The sequence below is a fragment of the Halobacillus aidingensis genome, assembly GCF_900104185.1.
Classification (GTDB): Bacteria; Bacillota; Bacilli; order Bacillales; family Halobacillaceae; genus Halobacillus; species Halobacillus aidingensis.
The window spans coordinates 1-20,879 of the sequence record NZ_FNIZ01000026.1; the positions used below are offsets into that span (position 1 = coordinate 1).

Annotated in this window: 21 protein-coding genes; 12 read left to right on the plus strand and 9 right to left on the minus strand. The window is 44.8% G+C overall.

Annotated features, from left to right (window positions below; all coding sequences use genetic code 11):
* The first annotated feature begins 30 nt into the window (after positions 1–30).
* The 5 genes from ltrA to BLS23_RS22160 all read left to right on the plus strand — a co-directional run bounded on the left by ltrA (position 31) and on the right by BLS23_RS22160 (position 4,298).
* Positions 31–1,287 (plus strand): group II intron reverse transcriptase/maturase, encoded by a 1,257-nt coding sequence (gene ltrA / locus BLS23_RS18530; protein WP_089651672.1) that lies wholly within the window; start codon positions 31–33, stop codon positions 1,285–1,287.
* 178 nt (positions 1,288–1,465) lie between these two features.
* Positions 1,466–1,750, plus strand: a complete 285-nt coding sequence (locus BLS23_RS18535) for an iron-sulfur cluster assembly accessory protein (RefSeq protein ID WP_089654518.1) — start codon at positions 1,466–1,468, stop codon at positions 1,748–1,750.
* Positions 1,751–1,855: 105 nt separating this feature from the next.
* Positions 1,856–2,467, plus strand: coding sequence for a metal-dependent hydrolase (locus BLS23_RS18540; RefSeq protein WP_089654519.1), 612 nt, complete (start codon positions 1,856–1,858; stop codon positions 2,465–2,467).
* Positions 2,468–3,127: 660 nt separating this feature from the next.
* Entirely contained in the window at positions 3,128–4,144 is a 1,017-nt protein-coding gene (locus BLS23_RS18545) for an AimR family lysis-lysogeny pheromone receptor (protein WP_089654520.1), read from the plus strand.
* 22 nt (positions 4,145–4,166) lie between these two features.
* Positions 4,167–4,298 (plus strand): hypothetical protein, encoded by a 132-nt coding sequence (locus BLS23_RS22160; protein WP_258871675.1) that lies wholly within the window; start codon positions 4,167–4,169, stop codon positions 4,296–4,298.
* Positions 4,299–4,363: 65 nt separating this feature from the next.
* Here the strand turns inward: BLS23_RS22160 and BLS23_RS18550 are convergent, their stop codons facing one another.
* Both BLS23_RS18550 and BLS23_RS18555 read right to left on the minus strand, forming a co-directional pair.
* The gene (locus BLS23_RS18550; protein ID WP_089654521.1) at positions 4,364–5,872 is read right to left on the minus strand and encodes a BCCT family transporter; all 1,509 of its coding nucleotides are present in this window, start codon (positions 5,870–5,872) and stop codon (positions 4,364–4,366) included.
* A 90-nt stretch (positions 5,873–5,962) separates the two neighbouring features.
* On the minus strand, positions 5,963–6,514 hold the full coding sequence (locus BLS23_RS18555) for a GNAT family N-acetyltransferase (protein WP_089654522.1): 552 nt from the start codon (positions 6,512–6,514) through the stop codon (positions 5,963–5,965).
* 126 nt (positions 6,515–6,640) lie between these two features.
* Here BLS23_RS18555 and BLS23_RS18560 point away from each other — a divergent pair, with 126 nt between their 5' ends.
* The 5 genes from BLS23_RS18560 (at position 6,641) to BLS23_RS18580 (ending at position 11,517) form a co-directional block, all read left to right on the plus strand.
* The gene (locus BLS23_RS18560; RefSeq protein WP_089654523.1) at positions 6,641–7,207 is read left to right on the plus strand and encodes a nucleotidyltransferase domain-containing protein; all 567 of its coding nucleotides are present in this window, start codon (positions 6,641–6,643) and stop codon (positions 7,205–7,207) included.
* A 201-nt stretch (positions 7,208–7,408) separates the two neighbouring features.
* Positions 7,409–8,923 carry a glycine betaine uptake BCCT transporter gene (locus BLS23_RS18565; protein ID WP_089654524.1) on the plus strand — a complete coding sequence of 505 codons (1,515 nt, stop codon included), beginning with the start codon at positions 7,409–7,411 and terminating at the stop codon, positions 8,921–8,923.
* Positions 8,924–9,173: 250 nt separating this feature from the next.
* Positions 9,174–9,989 carry a DUF368 domain-containing protein gene (locus BLS23_RS18570; protein ID WP_089654525.1) on the plus strand — a complete coding sequence of 272 codons (816 nt, stop codon included), beginning with the start codon at positions 9,174–9,176 and terminating at the stop codon, positions 9,987–9,989.
* A gap of 72 nt (positions 9,990–10,061) precedes the next feature.
* On the plus strand, positions 10,062–10,379 hold the full coding sequence (locus BLS23_RS18575) for a thioredoxin family protein (RefSeq protein WP_089654526.1): 318 nt from the start codon (positions 10,062–10,064) through the stop codon (positions 10,377–10,379).
* 55 nt (positions 10,380–10,434) lie between these two features.
* Positions 10,435–11,517 (plus strand): FAD-dependent oxidoreductase, encoded by a 1,083-nt coding sequence (locus tag BLS23_RS18580; RefSeq protein WP_089654527.1) that lies wholly within the window; start codon positions 10,435–10,437, stop codon positions 11,515–11,517.
* 781 nt (positions 11,518–12,298) lie between these two features.
* On the opposite strand, the gene BLS23_RS18585 is transcribed toward BLS23_RS18580, so the two are convergent.
* Genes BLS23_RS18585 through BLS23_RS18605 form a run of 5 tightly spaced genes read right to left on the minus strand, consistent with a single transcriptional unit; the run spans position 12,299 to position 16,757 of the window.
* Positions 12,299–12,943 (minus strand): TVP38/TMEM64 family protein, encoded by a 645-nt coding sequence (locus BLS23_RS18585; RefSeq protein ID WP_089654528.1) that lies wholly within the window; start codon positions 12,941–12,943, stop codon positions 12,299–12,301.
* A complete protein-coding gene (locus tag BLS23_RS18590) occupies positions 12,940–13,905 on the minus strand; it encodes an ABC transporter ATP-binding protein (RefSeq protein WP_089654529.1) in 966 nt (321 codons plus the stop codon). Before BLS23_RS18590 ends, BLS23_RS18585 begins: the two co-directional genes overlap by 4 nt.
* Positions 13,902–14,702 carry an ABC transporter permease gene (locus BLS23_RS18595; protein ID WP_089654530.1) on the minus strand — a complete coding sequence of 267 codons (801 nt, stop codon included), beginning with the start codon at positions 14,700–14,702 and terminating at the stop codon, positions 13,902–13,904. The genes BLS23_RS18590 and BLS23_RS18595 overlap by 4 nt, the downstream gene beginning before the upstream one ends.
* Positions 14,699–15,550, minus strand: a complete 852-nt coding sequence (locus BLS23_RS18600; protein WP_089654531.1) for an ABC transporter permease subunit — start codon at positions 15,548–15,550, stop codon at positions 14,699–14,701. Before BLS23_RS18600 ends, BLS23_RS18595 begins: the two co-directional genes overlap by 4 nt.
* A complete protein-coding gene (locus tag BLS23_RS18605) occupies positions 15,531–16,757 on the minus strand; it encodes an ABC transporter substrate-binding protein (protein WP_244157278.1) in 1,227 nt (408 codons plus the stop codon). Before BLS23_RS18605 ends, BLS23_RS18600 begins: the two co-directional genes overlap by 20 nt.
* Positions 16,758–16,914: 157 nt before the next feature.
* Here BLS23_RS18605 and BLS23_RS18610 point away from each other — a divergent pair, with 157 nt between their 5' ends.
* Both BLS23_RS18610 and BLS23_RS18615 read left to right on the plus strand, forming a co-directional pair.
* A complete protein-coding gene (locus BLS23_RS18610; RefSeq protein ID WP_089654532.1) occupies positions 16,915–17,517 on the plus strand; it encodes a class I SAM-dependent methyltransferase in 603 nt (200 codons plus the stop codon).
* Positions 17,518–17,537: 20 nt separating this feature from the next.
* Positions 17,538–17,789 carry a DUF2164 domain-containing protein gene (locus BLS23_RS18615; RefSeq protein ID WP_089654533.1) on the plus strand — a complete coding sequence of 84 codons (252 nt, stop codon included), beginning with the start codon at positions 17,538–17,540 and terminating at the stop codon, positions 17,787–17,789.
* Positions 17,790–17,804: 15 nt separating this feature from the next.
* Here the strand turns inward: BLS23_RS18615 and BLS23_RS18620 are convergent, their stop codons facing one another.
* Positions 17,805–19,544: a methyl-accepting chemotaxis protein gene (locus tag BLS23_RS18620; RefSeq protein ID WP_089654534.1), complete on the minus strand. Its 1,740-nt coding sequence runs from the start codon at positions 19,542–19,544 to the stop codon at positions 17,805–17,807.
* Between the two features lie 12 nt (positions 19,545–19,556).
* On the minus strand, positions 19,557–20,504 hold the full coding sequence (locus tag BLS23_RS18625; RefSeq protein ID WP_089654535.1) for a BMP family lipoprotein: 948 nt from the start codon (positions 20,502–20,504) through the stop codon (positions 19,557–19,559).
* Positions 20,505–20,879: the final 375 nt, after the last annotated feature.

Sequence of the window (20,879 nt, forward strand, 5' to 3'; positions counted from 1 at the left end):
GGAAACGTCATTCACGGAGGAATGTATCTTATGATAAATCGTGTACTGTCACGACCGAATTTACTTCAAGCGCTCAAGCGTGTAGAAAAGAATAAAGGAAGCCACGGTGTCGATCAAATGCCCGTAAAATCCCTACGTACGCATTTAAAAGAAGAGTGGACATCATTAGTGGAAAGCCTGCGGTCGGGAACCTACCAACCTCAACCGGTACGTCGAGTCGAAATCCCGAAACCAGACGGCGGAAAGAGGAAGCTGGGCATCCCCACGGTGACAGACCGATTTATTCAACAGGCAATCGCCCAACAACTATCCGAGATGTATGACCCGACCTTTTCGGAATACAGCTACGGGTTCCGTCCAAATCGAGATGCCCACCAAGCTGTCCGTCAGGCAAAAGAGTACATCCAAGAAGGATACCGCTGGGTCGTGGACATGGACTTGGAGAAGTTCTTCGATAAAGTCAACCATGACCGACTTATGGCAACCCTATCCAACCGTATCCAGGATAAGAACGTTCTCTACCTTATCCGACAATACCTTCAAGCAGGTATTATGGAACAGGGTCTTGTAAGCCCAAATACGGAAGGGACTCCTCAAGGAGGCCCCCTCAGTCCGTTGCTTTCCAACATCGTATTAGACGAGCTGGATAAAGAACTGGAAAAGCGTGGTCACAAGTTCGTTCGGTATGCGGATGACTTTCATATTTACGCGAAGTCTAAGCGTGCAGGGGAAAGGGTGATGGCGTCCATCACATCTTTCATCGAGAAGAAGTTACGACTGAAGGTAAACCGCGAGAAGAGTGCCGTGGACCGACCTTGGAAGAGAAAACTTCTGGGGTTCAGCTTCACTCCTAATCGAATCCCTAAGATTCGATTAGCTAAGCGTTCCATCGAACGGTTTAAGAACCGAGTCCGAAGTCTTACTTCACGAAAAGAACGAATATCGATGGAGAATCGAGTGAGGAAGCTTAATCTATTCCTACAAGGATGGATGAATTATTATAGCCTAATTGACACACTAAGTGTATTGAAAGAGTTGGAATCATGGCTTCATCGAAGACTTCGAATGATTCGCTGGAAAGAATGGAGACTTCCCAAAACGAAAATCAGGAAACTGATCAAACTGGGAATCTCTCCGCAGAAAGCCCACGAATGGGGAAACTCACGGAAGGCTTACTGGCGAATTGCGAGAAGTCCCGTCTTACACAAAACCCTAGGCACCACCTATTGGTGGCGCCTAGGGCTGAAGAGTATTGTCTTAAGATACAAATTTATTCGTCAGACATGATTGGAACCGCCGTATACGGAACCGTACGTACGGTGGTGTGAGAGGGATGGAGGTTAGTCACCTCCCCCTATCTCTATTTAGCTGAAGGGAAGAATAGCTAAAGCGTATGAGATGCGATTCGTATCACTACCAGGCGTGCTGGTAATTATGGTATTTTATAGTCGAAGGGGTGAAGTCGATGAAGATCACCGACCAAGCGAGAGATTTGTTGAATCAAATCTTAGAAGATGAAGATGCAGTATGCCTGCGCTTGTTTTTTGCTGGTTACGGGTGTGGGGAACCAGATATCGGTATGACGATTGGTGAACCGGAAGGGGATGATGAACTTCATCACATCAATTCTATTCCCGTGGCCATAGACAGTAGAATTGCCCATATGACGGAAACTTTGACAATTGAAGGTAAGCAGACAATGGAAGGACCGAAGTTTCAGATGCTTGGACTTCCCGAAAAAGACTGTTGAATAGATGCCCACAGTTTTGTGGGTTTATTTTTATAGGAGAACGACCCGGGTATGGGGCTCTCCATAGTGAAATGTACATAAGAAAAGAGGGGATCGCTACACATCATGATGGCATCAGGACACCAGGTTGTGGGCTTCACTTTCGGAGTGGGGGCAATGACATTACTCCCTACGTTCGAGTGGATGCCTGAACAGCCTCTCCAAACGGTTTTATTTTTTGTGTTCGTCCTTTTCGGCTCGCTTTTGCCGGATATCGACACACCGACATCTACCCTCGGCCACAAGTTTTGGCGAGGACTTATGACGGTCTTTACCGTCGCATTTCTATGTTACTTGTTTGTTCCAGAATATTTGGAAACATATCGAGAACAACTTAAAATATTCGTCATGCTGCTTTTACCCATCCTCATTATGATTCGTGGACATAGAAAAATGACCCACTCCGTGTTGTTTGTCGGTTTACTCATCGGGTACGGCATTATCCTTGAACAAGCTTTCGCAATCCCCCGTATGTATATCGGAGGATTGATCATAGGAGTGGTTTCCCATTTGTTCGGGGATTACATAACGAAAAAAGGCATCCCATTGGCTTATCCTTTTTCCAAGAAATACTTACAGTTCATCTTTACCTTCCGAACAGGATCCAACAGCGAGCGTCTCATTGTCTACAGCCTGCTTTTATGGAACGTATGGTACCTCACCTCAAACATTTTCTGACACTACATTCTAGTAGTGTCTTTTTTCTATACCCACTTATTAAACAATATGGCAGGATTGTGGAAGAATTGATTTCGAGACTTTGGTGGGGTTTCTAGGGGCTCCGGGAAAAGGTTCGCTTTCCATGGGGCGGGCGCTGAGCCTCCTCAGGCTACGCCTTCCGGGGTCTCAGCTGTCCCGCACACCCCATAGGAGTCTCACCGTTTCCCTCCGCCCCTTTGCCATATGAGGTTTTCGAAATCCCACTTACATTATCCTGCCTAATTGTAATGTGAAGTCCTGTCTAAACCGCGTAGATATACGATTCTTAACTATAAAACTCCTATTACTGGTAGGGGGTTTCGAGAATCTCTTATAGCAAGGGGCGAAGGGGAATGGCGAGACTCCTACGGGGAAAAAGTGCTTGGTGAGACCCCGCAAAGTGAAGCTTGAGGAGGCTCACCGCGCTCCCGCGGAAAGCGAGCTATTCCCCGCAGCCCCCATACACTCAACAAAAGTCTCGAAACTGAGTCTTCAAGAATAGGGAGCGGATATGGAATATGAAGAGGTGGATAAAAGGAAATATAATCCAAAAATATTTCAATATCTTTAAGTTTTGTATAGACATATTTTCGAAAATTCAATAAAATAGAAGAAAGATAGATAAGGAGGGCGAGTGTTTTGACAGATTATCAACTAATTGAACCGAGCCCATTGCGAAAGCTTCAAATGAGTCGCACTTCCTCTTTATATGATGTATACCTGGGTTACTTAAGGAAGTACCCTCGAAAAGATGCTGTCTTACAGACGAAAGACCACATCCTCTCCCAGTTCCCCACATCGATCGATGAACAAATTGTCTGTATGGAATTTTTTTATATGAATGATTTTTTTGAAGAGTTGTCTGTCATTACTGCTTCCCCTTACATAAATAAAGAGGCGGGGCACTTGTATCAGGTGATCCTGTCTCAGATGGGTAGAGATAAAAAGAAAAATTATCTGGATGAATTAAAAGATCTCCATTTTACGCATCCATCGTTACGATGTCTTCATTTGTTCACCCTCGTTTATTCTTATCAAGATTTGAAAGTATTTACAGCCTTGGACAAGTATTTGGACGAGTGCGATCAGGCGCTTCAGCAAGTAGACGAGCCTTTGATGTATTATTATTTGAATCAACGTTATCAAGAGCTGCTTTTTTATCATTATTGGAAGACCAATAACTCCATTCTTGCTAGCCGTTATGCATATAAAATGATCAACACAGAAGTATCTCCAAGAAGGAAGAGCCGCATGCATCATGATTTGGCGTTATGCCAGCTTTTTAATGGCTATGATTCTTCTATGGAATCGTTATTAAAGTCTATGGAAATTGCTGAAAAACATGGGCATTTACGTTTTTTGCAAACAGTGAAAAATCGCTCGCTTCCTTTCATATCTGCTTTTCATCAGGAAACAGAAGGGATATCTACCACAGATCCAGTAGAGCAAGCTCACCTTGCTTTAGCACGAGGAGATTATAAAAAGACTCAGGAAATCCTGCATTCCCTGCCATCACTCACGCCCTTTCAAGAAAGTTACTTGGGTCTGGCAAAAGGAAACAGGGAGATGCTCAAGCATTCCTATCATCGTTTCATCCATGAACAAGGGGATTACTTCTTTGCCCAACTTCCACTAGCATATTTAGAAAGAATATAAAAATAAATGGAGGTTTTCTTTTATGAAAAGGTTAGCCGGATTATTTCTTGTTCTTTTTCTAACCCTCGCAGGTTCATGGGGAATGGGAGAGATGAAGACCGTCCACGACCCAGGTGATGGAGGTTATTGGAGTATAGAGAATCCAGAAATCTAAAAATTGGGATGAAAAAGAAAAGGTGTCCTTCCGTGATTGGAAAAGGACACCTTTTTCGTTCTCAATTATTCTTTCTTTCTTTTGTGTCGTTCGGGCAGTGGTTCTTTTCGTATCATCTTCGTAAAGGCATAAACGAAGAGAATGATGATCACTGTAAACGGAAGAGCAGAAACGAGGGAAGCCGTCTGCAAGGCATCCAGGCCACCGGCGACCAGTAGCACACCCGCGATGGCTGCCATCAGGATACCCCAAATCACTTTAATGGCAAGGGCAGGGGTTAGGCTGCCATTGGTTGTCATACTTGCCAAAATGTATGTGGCTGAGTCAGCAGATGTGATTAAGAACGTCGCAATCAATAAAATCGATAAGAAGGATAAAACCCCTGTAAGAGGCAGGTATTCATAGGCTTTAAAGAGGGCGACCGTCACATCATTGTTGACGGCTTCAGCAATCTTGGTTCCATTGTTCAAGTCACTGTTCAAGGCGGTTCCACCGAAAACGGCGATCCATAAACAAGCAATCAGCGGTGGAACGACAAGGACACCGAATATGAACTCCCTAATCGTTCGGCCGCGGGAAACGCGGGCAACGAAGGCCCCGACAAATGGAGACCATGCAATAACCCAAGCCCAATAGAAAATCGTCCAATCACGGAGCCAACTTCCTCCTTCATAAGGGGTCAACCTTAGACTGTACCCCACAAAGTTCGAAATATAATCCCCGATTCCTAAGGTGAAACTATTTAAAATAAAGACAGTCGGACCGGCGAAGAAGACGAATAAAAGTAAAACTAAGCAAAGGGCCAGATTCAAGTTACTAAGCCATTTAATCCCTTTTTCTAATCCAGTACTGGATGATGTTAAGTATAAGACGAGCAGTACGCCTGTTATGATAAGCTGGATCGATGTACTATTCGGAATGCCGAATACCGCGTTTAATCCACCGTTCATTTGAAGGATTCCCAGTCCAAGGGAAGTCGCGATTCCCATCACTGTAGCGATGACGGCTAATGAGTCGATGGTGTACTTCACAGGCTTTGATTTCCCGAGCACGGGTTCAAGAGCTGTAGATACGAGCCCGTTCTTTTCCTTCCTGAATTGCAAGAAGCCAATAAGCAGCCCGACAATGGCGAAAACGGACCATTGGTTAATCCCCCAGTGGAAGAATGAATAGCCCATGGCCACACGCGCCGCATCCTCGGTTTGGGCATCCAAATCTGAGAAGGGGGTTTCAAAAAAGTGGCTCATCGGTTCTGCGACTCCCCAGAATACGAGTCCTACCCCGAATCCAGCGGAGAATAGCATTCCAATCCACGTAAAGAAAGGAAATTCAGGTTTTGAATCTTGAGGCCCGATTTTGATTTTTCCGTATTTACTCAGTCCGAGAGCAGCTAAGAATATGACAAAGCCGAAGACGGATATGAGATAAAACCAGCCGAAATTAACAGTAGTAAATTCAAATAAGGCACCAGCGACTGTACCGAAGCCTTCAGGGTTGATCGCTCCTACGATGACTAGGACAGTGATGACGGTAGCGGAGATGAGAAAAACAGGGTTTTTAAGTTGATCTTTCATCGTGGACTCCTTTCATGAAACATGGATAGTAGATGAACATGAATTTAATGATCGATTTAGTTATTCCCTACATTTTCCTATGAAAAACATTTACAACTTGAATTCGGAACGAAGCATTCCCATGAGAATGGTGTCATAATAAGCGCCATCCACATATTCATTTTTTCTGAGTCGCCCTTCTGTCTGGAAGCCTGTTTTTTCATAGAGTCTTAGCGCATGTGTGTTGCCGCTCCATGTGTCCAGTTGAACTCGTTCAAGGTTCAATGTGTAAAAGAGGTGTTTCAACAATGTTTGAATGATGTCGCTGCCATATCCACGTCCCCAATATTCTCTTTCCCCGAGGCTCAAACCGATTTCTGCTGTCCTTGTCACTGGATTGAGGTTGCTATAGCTGCATTTTCCAATAGGCACTCCTGTACTCATCGTATAGACAATAAAAACACGGCCATTTTCCCAAAGAGGTTGTGCGGTGAGGTTTTTTTCATAGAAAGCTTCTATATCTTCTTGCGGGTTGTTATTTTGATAGGCGGAGTCGCTCCCATGTGCAAGGTTCGCTATTTCTTCATCATTCGACCACTTAAATAAATGTTTCAAATCGTCCTTTGAAACAGGACGGAGTTCAACAAGATTTCCTTTCAGCATATCCATTCCCCCATGTTTTAATCTATTTTCCATCGTATAAGAAAACTTTTCCAAAAGAAAGAGTTGTCGCAGGATCGTGGTTATGAGATTTTAATCTCGGACAAAATGTTGAAGAGGAGGTTTCGCATGTTTGAAAAATGTACAGAAGTCCGCCAATGGTTAAGTGAATTTGATAGTGAATGGATGTTTGCAGGAGGATGGGCCATTGACCTTCATATCGGAGAAGAAACGAGGCATCACGAAGATGTGGAAGTCGCCATTTTCCGTGAAGACCAACACGAATTATACGAAGCATTGAAATCGTGGGAATTACATGTCGTCAAAAAGAAGGATATCAAGCGTTGGGAAGGAGAGACACTTACACTTCCTGACCATGAAATCCATGCCTTTTCTCAAGAGGGCCATCGATTAGAAATTCTCCTCAATGAAAAAAACAAGCATCGCTGGCAGTTCAGAAGAGATCCCTCTATTACATTCGAAATCAGTCGTATGCATCTGCAGTCAGAACATGGGCATTCGTATTTGAACCCTGAAATTGTGCTTCTTTATAAATCAACCTATACAACAGAGAAAGACGAGGAGGACTTTCTTCACGTCTTCCCTTTCTTGAATGATCACCAGAAGGAGTGGTTGAAACAGGCGTTGATGCATCACCAGCCTGAACACCCGTGGCTGGAAGCTTTACTCTATTGAACGTTCATTCTAAGAAACTTATAAAATGATAAAAGCCCAGGAGACATCCGTCTTTTGGGCTATATTTATGTAGGGAATATTCGACGAATTGTTTATTTTTTCTCGGTTTGGGTATTCGATAAACATACATCGAACGCTACCCCCTCGAATGAACATCCCCTTGTATCGAAAATACGCACAAGTTTTGGAAAGGAGTTAACAATGAAAAAAGTCACTTCTGTTTTTTGGGTTACATTAGCCATTGCACTATTTGCAGTCGTTTGGGGTTCGGTTGCCCCCAAAAATCTTGAAAGTATCACAGGAAGTATCCAATCTTACATCTCTGTTCACTTTGGATGGTATTACTTACTGATCGTTACTGGTTTTGTGATTTTCTGTCTTTATATGATTTTCAGTCCTTATGGAAAAATGAAACTTGGAAAGCCTACGGACAAGCCTGAATACAATTACGCGACATGGTTCGCGATGCTTTTCAGTGCCGGGATGGGAATCGGGCTCGTCTTCTGGGGAGCAGCAGAACCGATCTACTTTTATGCCAATAATGCCCCGACCGCAGAGACGGGGACAGCGGCCGCTCTGAATGAATCCATGCGATTCGTGTACTTCCACTGGGGAGTTCATGCATGGGGAATCTATGCTATCGTTGCTCTAGTCCTCGCTTATTTCAAGTTCCGTCGAGGTGCACCAGCTTTAATTAGTTCAACACTCGAGCCCTTATTCGGAGATAAAATGAATGGGCCGTGGGGGAAAGTCGTCGATGTCATCGCCGTGTTTGCGACTATTGTCGGTGTAGCGACGACCCTTGGATTTGGTGCAGCACAGATCAATGGCGGTTTGACGTTCTTAACCCCCCTTGAAGATTCATTCGGTATTCAATTGCTCATCATTGCCGTCGTTACCGTTTTGTTCATGATTTCCGCTTATACGGGATTGAGTAAGGGGATTCGTTATTTAAGTAATACAAATATGGTTCTAGCTTTAGCCTTGCTTACCATCACGTTGATTGTAGGTCCAACGCTCTTCATTATGAACATGTTTACAGATACGATCGGTGCTTACTTACAAAACTTGCCGACCATGAGTTTCCGTCTTGCACCGAACAATGAAGAAAACCGTATATGGATCAACAACTGGACGGTTTTCTACTGGGCATGGTGGATCGCATGGTCCCCATTTGTAGGAATCTTTATCGCGCGTGTGTCCAAAGGACGTACGGTCCGGGAATTTTTATCAGGTGTTCTACTCGTGCCGTCTGCTGTAGGTTTTCTATGGTTCTCAACTTTCGGATCTTCTGCGATCAAAGTCCAACAAGATCAAGGTGGGCTTTCCGATCTAGCTACAGAACAAGTGATGTTCGGAACATTTGATAATTACCCACTAGGTTTGATCCTGTCGATTATCGCGATGGTATTGATCGGGACATTCTTTATTACATCCGCAGACTCTGCAACCTTTGTATTGGGGATGCAGACGACAAATGGTTCCCTAACACCACCTACGATGGTTAAATTCGTATGGGGAATTGTCCAGTCGTCCATGGCTGCTGTACTATTATATTCCGGTGGACTGCAGGCGCTGCAGAACGCGCTCATATCCGCTGCTTTTCCATTCTCTTTCATCATGATTTTGATGGTTGTATCCTTGTACAAGGCAATTCGAGCAGATAAAATCGCGCTTGATCGAGGGAAGGATAAAGAAGAAAAAACATCAGCCTAATTAGAAGGAACTTTCGCGTTACGAAGCGGAAGTTCCTTCTTCCATCAATCTCCTCATTGATAGATATCGTATTACATTTTAAGAGTGGTAGATTCCTTGGATGCCTTTTTATTTAAGAAGTGTCGATAACAAAGGAATGGATCCAGGCTTGAACTCTTTGTGTTTTTTTTCATGAAAATGTATCATAAAAGCTTAGAGGAATCTGATAGAATAAAAAGGAAATGGGTTAGATATAAAAGGAGCCAGAGATATGTGGGAATGGAGAAATATTTATCGTGGGATGCTGATGGGAGCGAGTGATGTCGTTCCAGGTGTAAGTGGAGGGACGATTGCAGTCGTTCTCGGCATTTACGACCGTCTGATTGAAGCCATTAACGGTTTTTTTAGTAAAGAATGGAAAACACATCTGAAATTTTTATTGCCACTTGGAATTGGAGTGGTTATCGCCATCGGTTTGATGGCCAACTTGATCGAGTGGTTATTTGAACACTACCCGGGGCCGACCCAGTTTTTCTTCCTGGGCCTGATTATCGGAGTGTTGCCGTACTTAACACATAAAGCAGATGTAAAACATAATTTTAAAGCAAAACACTTTTTGTTACTACTGATCGGAGCTGTCTTAGTTGCCTCCATGGCATTTTTCCAGACAGCAGAGTCTGAACCAATGCAAAACTTATCGTTTGCCGGATATATTCTGTTGTTTTTCTCCGGATGGATTGCCAGCAGTGCTATGATTCTACCTGGAATCAGCGGTTCATTTATTCTATTGATTATCGGAGTATATACGACCGTAACTTCAGGAATTTCTGATTTCAGAATTGATATCATCGCCGTTGTAGGTGCAGGAATCGTCTGTGGTATCGTTGTGATGAGTAAGATTGTGAAGTTTTTCCTTGAAAATTATACGTCTGGGACCTTCGCGGTCATTATTGGTCTGGTTATTGGTTCTGTATTCGTTATTTTTCCTGGAGTGCCTGGCACGGGAGTGATGATGCTTGTCAGTATCGTTGCATTCCTTGGAGGTCTGCTTGCTGCATGGCTATTGGGTAGGGTGGAATACAAGTAAGCCTGACGAAAGACAAATGCATACATTTTGGGTATGATAAGAAGTAGTTATTTATAAAGGAGATTGAGTTTGATGGAAGCCATTCATACAACGGATAAGTTCAACGAAACAATTGCAAGCGACCGTCCGGTCATCGTGAAATTCGAAGCGGACTGGTGCCCGGATTGCCGACGCATGGATATGTTTATCGGAGACATCCTAGAGGAATATAATGGATACGATTGGTATAATGTCAATCGCGATGAACTTCCAGAGATCGCAGAAAAGTATGAAGTGATGGGGATTCCAAGCATCCTCATTTTTAAAGATGGCAACAAAAAAGCCCATCTTCATAGTGCGAATGCTAAAACTCCAGAAGAAGTAGAGGAGTTTTTACAAGCAAGTCTTTAAAGTACGCGTCCACATGGTCCTGCCATGTGGACGTTTTCTGTAAGGAGGTGCTCTCTTGTCAAAAAGGTTATTGCTCGTTGGCGCAGGTCATGCTCACTTGGAAATATTAAATCGATTGCGGAATGAAAGTTGGAGGCAGGTCGATGTTTGTATGATTACACCTTCGCCTTATCAGTACTATTCAGGAATGTTTTCAGGATACACAGAAGGTCTTTATTCTGAAGAGGATATTCGTGTTGATATTCGTCAGTTAGCGAATGCGGCCAACGTCCATTGGATTCCGAAGAAAGCAGCCTTTATAAAACCGCAACAAAAAAAGATCGTGTGTGAAGATGGATCCGTTTATCCCTTTGATGTCGTAAGTTTCGATATTGGCTCTAAAAGTTTACCCTTATCGTTTGAGGACTCAGCTGCACGAACAATTAAGCCGAATTACGAATTTACAGATCAGATTAGAACGTTGAGAGAGACGACAAAACCGTTGATTGTTGGGGGTGGTGCGGCTGGAACAGAGCTTGCCATGTCGATCCAAGCTTATAAGGATAAACACAAAATCCCCGGCCAAGTTCGTGTAATCACGTCTGATCGAATACTTGCTGATGGACCGAAGTGGGTCTCAGCAAGATTGAAAAAGTTACTGGAGAAAAAAGGGGTCCGTGTCTGGCAGAACGAACATGTCGAAGAGGTTTTTGAAGAATTCGTCAAAACGGACAACGGAAATCGAGTTCGCCATACGGGTGTATTATGGCTGGGGGGAGCCATTGGTGATCCAATTTTTGAAAAGTCGTCACTCGCCATAGATGAACGTTCCTTCGCACTTGTACGATCGACCTTGCAATTTCGTGACTATGATTACATCTTTGGTGCTGGTGATTGTGTCACAATGATTGATTACCCGAGCCTTCCGAAAAGTGGTGTGTATGCCGTAAGACAGGGGCCGGTCCTTTGGCAGAACTTGAAAAGCTACCTTTCCGGTTTACCACTGGACTCGTTCGTTCCACAAAAGAATGCCCTTTATATTCTATCAACAGGCGGGAAGAAAGGGTTTCTTGTATATGGACCGGTCAGTTCGCACAATAAGAAGGCGTGGCAGTTGAAAAATAAAATTGATCGTGAATTCATGGCTAAATACAAGTAAAAAGAGTCTTTGAACCGTCCCCTCCGGACACTGTCAAAGACTCTTTCTTTTTTTACTAAAGCTCCCTATTCTTGAAGACTCAGTTTCAAGATTTTTGGTGAGTGGATGGGGGCTGCGGGGAATAGCTCGCTTTCCGCGGGAGCGCGGTGAGCCTCCTAGGACTGCGTCCTGTGGGGTCTCACCATGCACTTTTTTCCTCTTAGATATCCGGTTCCGGCGCCTAGCGGCTAGTGAGACTTCCCTCGCTTCTGTACGATAAGTCAACATCGAATCACTGCGTTCTTCGTGTTTCCTTTATCTCCGCCAGCTCAGTCCAGTCCAAACGCCGCTGACCGAGGCGCCTCCACACTTAAGGTAGGAGTCTCGCCATCCCCCTCCGCCCCTTTGCCATATAAGTATCTCGATATCACTTCCGGAATAAGCTGCTTTTATGCACATGGCAATGGGAGGGGAAGGGAACTCCCAAGGGCGCTATTCTGCATCGGAAAGCTTGTTATAGAGCGCTTTATGCTTATAACACCAGGATAGTGGAAGGCACCCTCCCGCAGTAAAGGGTTTCGTTTCTCACCTTCATGGAATGGGGTGGTTGGGAAGCTGCAAGACTCCCGTGGGAGAAAGGAGATAGGCGAGATCCCGCAGGACGAAGTCCGAGGAAGCTTGCCACTCCCCCACAGGAAAGCGAGTAGCTTCCCAGCCACCCCTAACGCTCAACACGGCAAACGAACCCCGAAAAGTCTCGAAATCGAGTCTTCCACAATCCTGCCAAATAGTTGAATAATGCTTATAGTTTTAGCCAGGTTCGTACTTTGTTGCGGAAGAGGTAGGTGGTGACGAGGAGGAGGGTGAAGACACTGAAGGCGATGAGAATCAGTGTACGGTCTCCGCTTGCAAGGCTTGTTCCGACCAGGCTGTAAGCGAATGTTCCGGGAAGCATCCCGATCACCGTAGCCAGGACGAAAGAGAGAAACTTTACTCTCGTCATTCCTGCTAGATAGCTTAATATATCGAATCCGACAAGGGGAATAAGACGCAGGATGAACACATAAAGGAAACCTTGTCCCTGCATCCGCTCGTATATGTTCCCTGCCCATTTCGACTGGTGGAATTTGAGTACAGAGTCTCCGAAAAATCTCCCCATGATATACCCGGTGACACCGGCTCCTGTAGCTCCGATGACGATATATAGCATGCCGGGCCAGATCCCATAGGCGAAAGCCGCGGCGAGCGAGAGAACGGAGGTAGGAAACACAACGATGGGGCCGATGGCATACAGCCCCATGAAAATGAGTGGTCCTATGGCGCCGAAAGATAGAATATAGGAGCGGATGTTATCCGCACTTACGTCAAACCGGGAGCGAACTAACCAAGCAAGAGCAATAAATAGGCCAAGGAACAAAGCGGTCCGTAATATGTTTTTCTTGTTCATAGAATTTCTCCGCTGAAGGTCTGGATGGAACCAGCCGGAATGGTTACCTGGACTTCCCGTGTGGGGAACGTTTCGTCGATAGGTATTGATATTTTCTTCTCAAGATTGTTGACATATAAATGTGCCACCGGCCGCCCATGCTGGTAAGTGATGTGCTCGACAGTTGCGTGGAAGCTAACCTCATTTTTTGATGTTTTTTGAGTCCCTACTCGTACGGCATGTAAAGGGGCGAATTCGTGATCATTCAAAATGAGATGGCCCCCTAAAAAGGTAGCGACTCTCATGTTGGCAGGCGACTTGTGTAACGTTTCAGCTGTGCCAATCTGTTGGAAGTTCCCGTCTTCAAAGACAGCGATTTGGTCTCCCATGATCATCGCTTCTTCCATATCGTGTGTAACGAAAACCGCGGTCGTTTCTCTCGATGCAAGGAAGTCACGCACCCAGTATCTAAGATCCTGTCTTAAAGATGGATCCAGACTACTGAAGGGTTCGTCAAACAGAATTACTTCAGGTTCCGTAGCCATCGCACGGGCGAGGGCTGTCCGCTGCTGCTGTCCGCCGGAAATCTCAGAAGGATAATGGTCACGGAAACGTGCCATCCCGATCGCTTCCAGTAAAGATTCAATCTTTTCTTCTTTATAATTTTTTGAAACTTTTGCTCCGTAAACGATATTCTCTTTTACGGTCATATGCGGGAAAAGCAAAGGCTGCTGAAAGACAAGGCTGATGCTGCGCCGGTTCGCTTTCTGTTTCGTAATGTCTCTTCCATTCATGATAATTTCGCCATCGGTCGGCTTCTCAAGCCCTGCAAGTATACGGAGCAGGGTCGTTTTTCCACTGCCTGAAGGTCCGACAATGCTCATGATTTCACCTTTCTCAAGGTGGAAGGTCAGTTCATTCAAAATCTTGTCATGATTAAAGGTTTTTGTAATGTTTTTCATTTCTAATTTCGTCTGTGTCATCGATGATTCCTCCATGGCAATCGAGAGTAGGGGAGAAACATCATCAAAGCTTCAATGATGATGTACATGAAAACTGGGATGAGTGCGAACCAGATCGAGAATGCAGCCATGATTGACGTGTTGGCATTATTGAGAAAAGGAAAAAAGACCAATGGCAATGTCAGCACCCGGCCGCCACCGATAATGGCGGTGATGGCATATTGGCTCAAACTGATCACAATCGTTAAAAAGGTGACACTCCGGATTGCAGGTCTGAGTAAAGGGAGTTCTACCGTAAAGACCTGTGTCCAAAATCCTGCTCCAAGAATGTGAGGCTGCTCCATCATCGCTTTTCCGATTTGCTGATAGCTGTTATGAAAGATCTTGATGCTGTAGGGCACGGTTGGTACTAAATGGATGAGCATCACGCCCCAAATAGTGTCTGCAAGGCCGACTCGAATCATGAACAGGTGGAGTCCCATCGCAATGGCTAAGGATGGAATCAAAATCGGTGATAAAAGCAGAGCCTCCAGCCAGGCTTTTCCACGATAAGCGTAGGGGGTTAGAGCTTTTCCTGTAAACAAACCGATCGCGACGTTGATGAACAGTACAGCAAACCCAATCCCGATGGATATGAATGTCGCTTCCCACAATTGAGGATTCTGAAAGAGGGTGGAGTACTCTTGCCATCCCCAGTCTATGCCTTGTCCCGTATGGAAGCGCCAAGGAGCACTTATGCTTTGTAATAGCAAAACGGTTAGCGGAATGATGAAAAAAAGCAAGGTCAAAATAAGAAACAACACTTTTTTTCGAATCATGGTCGATCGCTCCTCATCGCTCTCCATTTGGGCCTGCTTAACCCATAGTAGCTCATCAAGGTAAGCACCAGGAGGAATAAACTAGTCAGGACCATGGCGGCAAAAGCCAATGGCCGGTCTTCCCAAGAGCTTCCATAAAACCACTCATACCCGAGCACGGATATCATCTCCGGGAAAGTGGTGCCGATCAGAGCTGGAACCTCATAGGCTGCCAGAGTAAAGGAGAAGATGATCAAAAATGACTCCACGAGAACAGGGAGGAGGTTTGGGAGATCGACCGTAGTAAATCGATGCCACGCGTTTCCCCCAAGGCTGTCTACAAGAGCGTAATACTCAGGGTGGATGGATGCATACACAGGAAGAAGCAGCAGTATAACAAGGGGGATTTCTTTCCATACATACGTGATGATGATCCCTATGCCTTGCGGATCCCGGGTCCAGACGGGAAAGTTTGATGTATCTTCAAGCCAGCCGGCAGCTATAAAGGCTTGTGCCGTCCAACCTGTTTCTGAGAGTATGAGGATGACCATGTACCCCCATACGAAATGTGGGAAAAGCATCGGGATCCAAACCATCAGCCTGGGAGAGGTTTTGGTTAACAATGGGTGAAACCACTTTGTGAAACCAAGACCAAGGATAATGGAAACGATCGTAGCTATTCCTGCTGTTCGAATACTAAACCACATTGAAGAAAGAAACCGTTCTGAGTTTAAAATCTCTTCGTAATGGGCTAGCCCTTCTCCACCTAAGCTTTGGATGACCGCGTGGATGAACCCATAGAAAGGGATGATCAAAAAAATGCCCGCAGGAAGAAAGAGAAGGAAGGTTCTATTTTTGAACAACTTCATTGAACCACTGTTCCTTCATCCAGTCGACATAGGCGGCTTCTGACTCCGGCAGGAAGCTCTCTTCAAGTTCTTCTGTTGATAACACGCTTTCCCCACGTTCGACAGCTTTAAATTCCTCTTTTATGTCTTCAGGTAATTGGTCAAAGCTGATCGGCGTATTCTCTCCCCAGTCATCCGGTTTATATTTTTCCAGTTGGGCTTCTGGCGAAAGCATGAAGTTGATGGCCGCCAACGCACCAGGTTGATTCGGGCTGTTGAAAGGAATAGAGAGAAAATGCGTATTTCCGATGGATCCTGGTTCCATGACGAACGAACGTGTAGATTCAGGGAATACGCCTTCTTCAATCAATGATTCGGCCCGTGATTCGTTATATCCCATCGTCATCCATACTTCCCCCTGGCTGTACAACCGGTCTAATTCTGTCAGGCTGTTTGGGTAATGTTCTCCTGAGCGCCATAGGTCGTTTTCCATTTCATTAAGATAGGACCACGTACGTTCAGCAGTTGGAGTGATGTTGTTCTCCTCCAAGGATTGCTCATAAATATCCGAAGGCTTTTCTGCTTGAGCGTATAAGACGTGTCTTAAGAACGCATTGCCTGTAAATTCTTCAGCTGTCGGATAGGTAAACTTACCAGGGTTTTCAGCCACCCACGTTTGTAATTCTTCGAATGTAGCGGGAGGATTGGTGATTTTTTCTGAATCATAATGAAACACGAACTGGACTTTGCCCCAGGGTGCTTCCATTCCTTCCACTTTTGTCCCGAAATCCGTTTGGAAAGCTGGATCTTCCGTATTGTAGTAATCATTGAAATTAGGCAGAACTTCTGTAAAAGAACCCATCAGCAATTCGTTTTCTTTCGCGTTTTTGAAATTCTCTCCATTGATCCATATCACATCAATGGAGCCGTCTTGTTTATTCGCTTGTTTTTCTGTTTGGAGCTTCTGTAAAATCTCCGGCGTGTCGAGGGGGACGCGTTTCAGCGAGACTCCGTATTGGTCATCCAGCTGTGGTGCGACATAGTCATCAATGTAGGCATTGATTCCTTCATCCCCACCCCACATGTACAGGCGGACTTCTGTTCCTTCTGCCGCTGCTTCGATCTCTTCCCACGAAGCTTCTGTCCAATCTTTATTATTTGTGGATGTTTCACTGCAGGCTGTCAAAAACAGAATCGCCAGCAGGAAAAATGGTATAAACTTCTTCAACCGAATCTCCCCCTATGATTCTCATTATATGGGTACTACAAAAATCCCTCTGTCATTTATCATACAAACAAACCGAAAAGAAAAAAACTAATACTACTTTCGTAATGCGTGAACCTAAAAAGATACGGGTAAAGGGAGGGAAAAGGAGGACGGATATATGATTTACAATCAATTCGCGAAACCAGAAGGACTAGCTGGCAAGTTTGCCGGAATGTTTATGGAAAGAGAGAACAGGGAGTTGAACGACTGGACCTTGTCTTTTCTGGATATAGAAAAGGATGACCGCGTTTTAGAGGTCGGATTTGGTTCTGGATCAGCTCTGAAAAAAATAGCTGCCTTGGAACCGGAGGCTTTGTATGGAATCGATCCTTCAGAGGCGATGGTTGAAATGGTATTAAAGAAGTTAAATGATCAAGCGTGTTCACAGCAGATTGGTATTTTTCATGGCGACGCCTGTCAATTGCTTCATTTTCACAAACCTTTAGATAAAATCTATGCCGTCAACAATATCACGTTTTGGGACCGGCCCGTAGAAATTCTCCGCCACTTGCGGACGTTGCTCAGTGAAAAGGGGAAAATCGCCCTGACGATTGTTCCGCATGAAAAAGAAGCCACTGATGACACAACGGAAGTGCTGGGTGGTCAAATGCAAAACCTTCTTGTGAAAGCAGGGTTTCGAAATGTATGGATCCATTACAAATCAGAAAAACCCAACGATGCGGTCTGTGTGACAGGAATGAAAAACGATATGATAGGATAAGGAAAAAGGGAGGAAAGCATATGAAATTAAAAAAAGATGAAAGAGAATATATGGTGGATCAGGTCAAAGAATACTTTGAACTAGAACGGGGAGAGGTGATCGGTGACCTTGCAGCTGAACAATGGGTACATAAGCTAGCAGAAGAGATGGGCCCCTTCTTTTATAACAAAGGAGTAGCAGACGCGAGACAGATGGTAGAACAGAAGATTATGAACGTCGATGAAGATCTTCGTTCCCTCGAACGCCCAGCTGGTAAACCGACACGCAGGTAAAAAAACACCGCTTCATTAAGCTGAAGCGGTGTATGGTTCTTCATCAACATCTTCAAAATCTACTTCAAGATCTTTTTCTATTTGTTGTTCTTCCACTCGTTGATTCCATTCAAAATGTTGCAATTGCTCGTTCAAGTCGGCCACCATATTTTCCAGGTGATCGGTTTCTTTGATCATCTGTTGGAAGGCGGCTTGCTGCTCGACGGTAGACGCAGAGATTTCTTCTGTGCCTGCCGCTGTCTCTTCAACGATACTGCTCACATTTTCTATGGAAACATAAACATTCGCACTCTTATCTTTAGATTCATCCAGGCCAGTGACTAGGGCTCCCAGCTGTTCATCGATGGACTTCACTTGAGCTGTTATCTTTTCAAAAGCTGTCTTGGATGTATCTACAGAATGGTTTTGCTGTTCAGAAATTTGGATGGTCTCCTGCATTTCCTGTTCGATGACTTGAACGCCATCTCTGATCTGCGTCACCATTTCTGTGATGTGTCCAGTGGCTGAGGTGGACTGATCAGCAAGTTTGCGAACTTCTTCAGCGACGACAGCGAAGCCTTTTCCATGTTCACCAGCACGTGCTGCTTCAATGGCAGCATTCAGAGCAAGAAGGTTCGTCTGTTCTGCGATATCATTGACGAGTTTGACGGTTGATTCAATTTGATCCGTATATTGGATGAAGTGATTAACGGACTTTTCTACGTTCGCAATCGACGCCGCACTTCGGTCCATGAGCGCCCGTTGGTCTGTAATGCTCGTCTGCCCCTCATCCACATAAGTGAGGGCTTGCTGACTGGCCTTCCTGGAGGATTGTCCCTGTTCACGGTTCAATTCAAATCCTTGATGGAGATCATCCATTAGATTTGCCACATCCTGAACATCTTCAGAAATGGATTGGCTCCCTTGAGCAAGTTCATCGGTTGAATTGGCTACTTGACTCGATATTTCAGAAAGACCACCCATCTCATTGTGAAGACGGGAGCTGAAGTCTTGTACATTTTGTCCAATGTGATGAACGGATTGGACGGTTCCTTCTAAGTTACCGATCATCGTACGGAACGATCGCTTCAATTGACCAATTTCGTCCTTCTCTTTATCACTCACTTCAATCAAAGTTTTTAAGTTTCCATTGGCTACTTCAGATGCTTTTTCAGCAAGATCACGAATCGGGCGCGCGATAAGTTTCGTAAGTCTTGTCGTTGATAGAATCGTAGAAACTACCAGGACGGCAGCTGCGATGATGGTGAACAGGATCAAGTTCTGAATCGTCTGTTTTTGGTCCGTCATTTGAGCGTCATACCAGGATTGGGCTTCTTGCTGAAGCATATAGATATCGTTGATGATTCCTCCAGTACGGGCGGCTTGACGTTGTACTTCATTGGTATCGTTGCTTGCCAGAGCCCCTGAAGCAAGCTCTGTCCAATTTTCAAATTTCGATTGTGCCTGGTTGTACCATTGTTCCTGAGCTTCCGTTGCAATGAGAGGTTCCATATCCCCGAAGATACTGGCAGTTTGTTCGATTAGAACTTCTGCTTCGCTGCGGGAAGCTTCTGACGGGTTGTATCCGTAGGTGGTCAAAGCCTGTTCCACACTGACGAGTTGACCATGCAATTCTTTACCTTCAAGTAAAATTTGGACATCTTGATTGGATGAACGTTGTAAGTCCATCATTTGAAAAACGATGAAACTGATGAGTGCCAGGCATAAAAGTAATGGAATGAGAGTCATTGTATACAATCTTTTTCCGATAGTCATCACGTTTCCCCCTTACTTTCCTGTCGCTTCATTTAATAGATTTTGTTCCTCTGAATTCAATTCAATCAAGCGGATCGGAGCAAGACCTACACCATTTTCTTGAATGCCGAGCGTTTGTGTACCTCCATCGAGCTTTTGTCCATCACTCAAGAGTTTCATCACATCATAAAGGGCGACGTTGACATTTTTAAGCATGGAAGAGACGACAGCTTCTTCAGCTACGAAAAATTGGTCGCTATCCACACCGAACGCGTAGATCTCTTGTTTCTGAGCTTCTTTTAGAACACCGATGCCTGTAAAACCTGCGGCAGGAAATACGAAGTCAGCACCTTCTGTCACCATGTCGTTCGTGATAGAAGCTCCTAGTTCATCATCATCAAACGTTCCTGCATAAACAGACAAGACCTGTGCGTCTGGATTCGCTTCTTTTACCCCTGCTTTGAATCCTTCCTCAAAACGTTCTACGACCGGGATTTTTTCGCCACCAATAAATCCGACGGTACCTGTTTTCGTCTTCATTCCAGCAATGAGCCCGATCAAGTAACTGCCCTCATCTTCCTTAAAGGTGATGGATGTTACATTCTCAAGTTCAGAAACAGCATCAATCATCACGAATGACTGGTCCGGGTTTTCTTTCGCTAATTTCTCAATGGCTTCCTGAGAATTATATCCAAGTCCTATTATGACATCATGGTCTTGGGCCAACAGCTCTTGGGCATTCTTTTCATAATCCTGATCGAACGGCTCCCGATAATCGAAAGTGATGCCTAACTCATCACGAGCTTTTTCAAGGCCTTGAAAAGCAGAATCACTGAAAGAATCATCCCCCAGTCCGCTGTCTGTGACAATAAGACCAGCGCTTATCGGATCTTCTGTATTCGCTTTCGTTTCATTGTTCGCACATCCAACCAATCCTACAAGTAAGGAAAGGAGGACGAAAGGTATGTATAGACGTTGCAAAATCACCACTCCTTGTTATGATGTCTGACATCTATAAATATCGGAAACAACCAGGACGATTTAAATAGGAAGGAAGACTTAATATCCTCTTTTATATCACTAAAGCTCCCTATTGTGGAAGAAGCAGTTTTGAGATAACCGGGATTGGTTCGTTTGCCGTATTGGGAATCAGGGGTGGTTGGGAAGCCGCTCGCTTTCCTGCGGGGTCTCTCCAGCCAATCCATTTCCGCGGGAGTCTCCCAGCTTCCCAACCACCCCATTCGATTCGTTGAATGTGAGAAACGAACTCCTTTGCCAAGTTGAATTGTCTTTCATTACCCTACTGTTAGAAGCATAAAGCGCTCTGTATCAAGCTTTCAGGATTCATGAACCTGG

Excerpts from the sequence above, each read along its gene's own strand:
- BLS23_RS18565 (WP_089654524.1), top strand. The coding sequence starts at position 7,409 with ATGAAAAAAGTCACTTCTGTTTTTTGGGTTACATTAGCCATTGCACTA.
- BLS23_RS18540 (WP_089654519.1), top strand. The coding sequence starts at position 1,856 with ATGATGGCATCAGGACACCAGGTTGTGGGCTTCACTTTCGGAGTGGGG.
- BLS23_RS18595 (WP_089654530.1), bottom strand. The coding sequence starts at position 14,702 with ATGATTCGAAAAAAAGTGTTGTTTCTTATTTTGACCTTGCTTTTTTTC.
- BLS23_RS18550 (WP_089654521.1), bottom strand. The coding sequence starts at position 5,872 with ATGAAAGATCAACTTAAAAACCCTGTTTTTCTCATCTCCGCTACCGTC.
- BLS23_RS22160 (WP_258871675.1), top strand. The coding sequence starts at position 4,167 with ATGAAAAGGTTAGCCGGATTATTTCTTGTTCTTTTTCTAACCCTCGCA.
- BLS23_RS18615 (WP_089654533.1), top strand. The coding sequence starts at position 17,538 with ATGAAATTAAAAAAAGATGAAAGAGAATATATGGTGGATCAGGTCAAA.
- BLS23_RS18555 (WP_089654522.1), bottom strand. The coding sequence starts at position 6,514 with ATGCTGAAAGGAAATCTTGTTGAACTCCGTCCTGTTTCAAAGGACGAT.
- ltrA (WP_089651672.1), top strand. The coding sequence starts at position 31 with ATGATAAATCGTGTACTGTCACGACCGAATTTACTTCAAGCGCTCAAG.
- BLS23_RS18535 (WP_089654518.1), top strand. The coding sequence starts at position 1,466 with ATGAAGATCACCGACCAAGCGAGAGATTTGTTGAATCAAATCTTAGAA.
- BLS23_RS18610 (WP_089654532.1), top strand. The coding sequence starts at position 16,915 with ATGATTTACAATCAATTCGCGAAACCAGAAGGACTAGCTGGCAAGTTT.
- BLS23_RS18575 (WP_089654526.1), top strand. The coding sequence starts at position 10,062 with ATGGAAGCCATTCATACAACGGATAAGTTCAACGAAACAATTGCAAGC.
- BLS23_RS18590 (WP_089654529.1), bottom strand. The coding sequence starts at position 13,905 with ATGACACAGACGAAATTAGAAATGAAAAACATTACAAAAACCTTTAAT.
- BLS23_RS18560 (WP_089654523.1), top strand. The coding sequence starts at position 6,641 with ATGTTTGAAAAATGTACAGAAGTCCGCCAATGGTTAAGTGAATTTGAT.
- BLS23_RS18600 (WP_089654531.1), bottom strand. The coding sequence starts at position 15,550 with ATGAAGTTGTTCAAAAATAGAACCTTCCTTCTCTTTCTTCCTGCGGGC.
- BLS23_RS18620 (WP_089654534.1), bottom strand. The coding sequence starts at position 19,544 with ATGACTATCGGAAAAAGATTGTATACAATGACTCTCATTCCATTACTT.
- BLS23_RS18585 (WP_089654528.1), bottom strand. The coding sequence starts at position 12,943 with ATGAACAAGAAAAACATATTACGGACCGCTTTGTTCCTTGGCCTATTT.
- BLS23_RS18570 (WP_089654525.1), top strand. The coding sequence starts at position 9,174 with ATGTGGGAATGGAGAAATATTTATCGTGGGATGCTGATGGGAGCGAGT.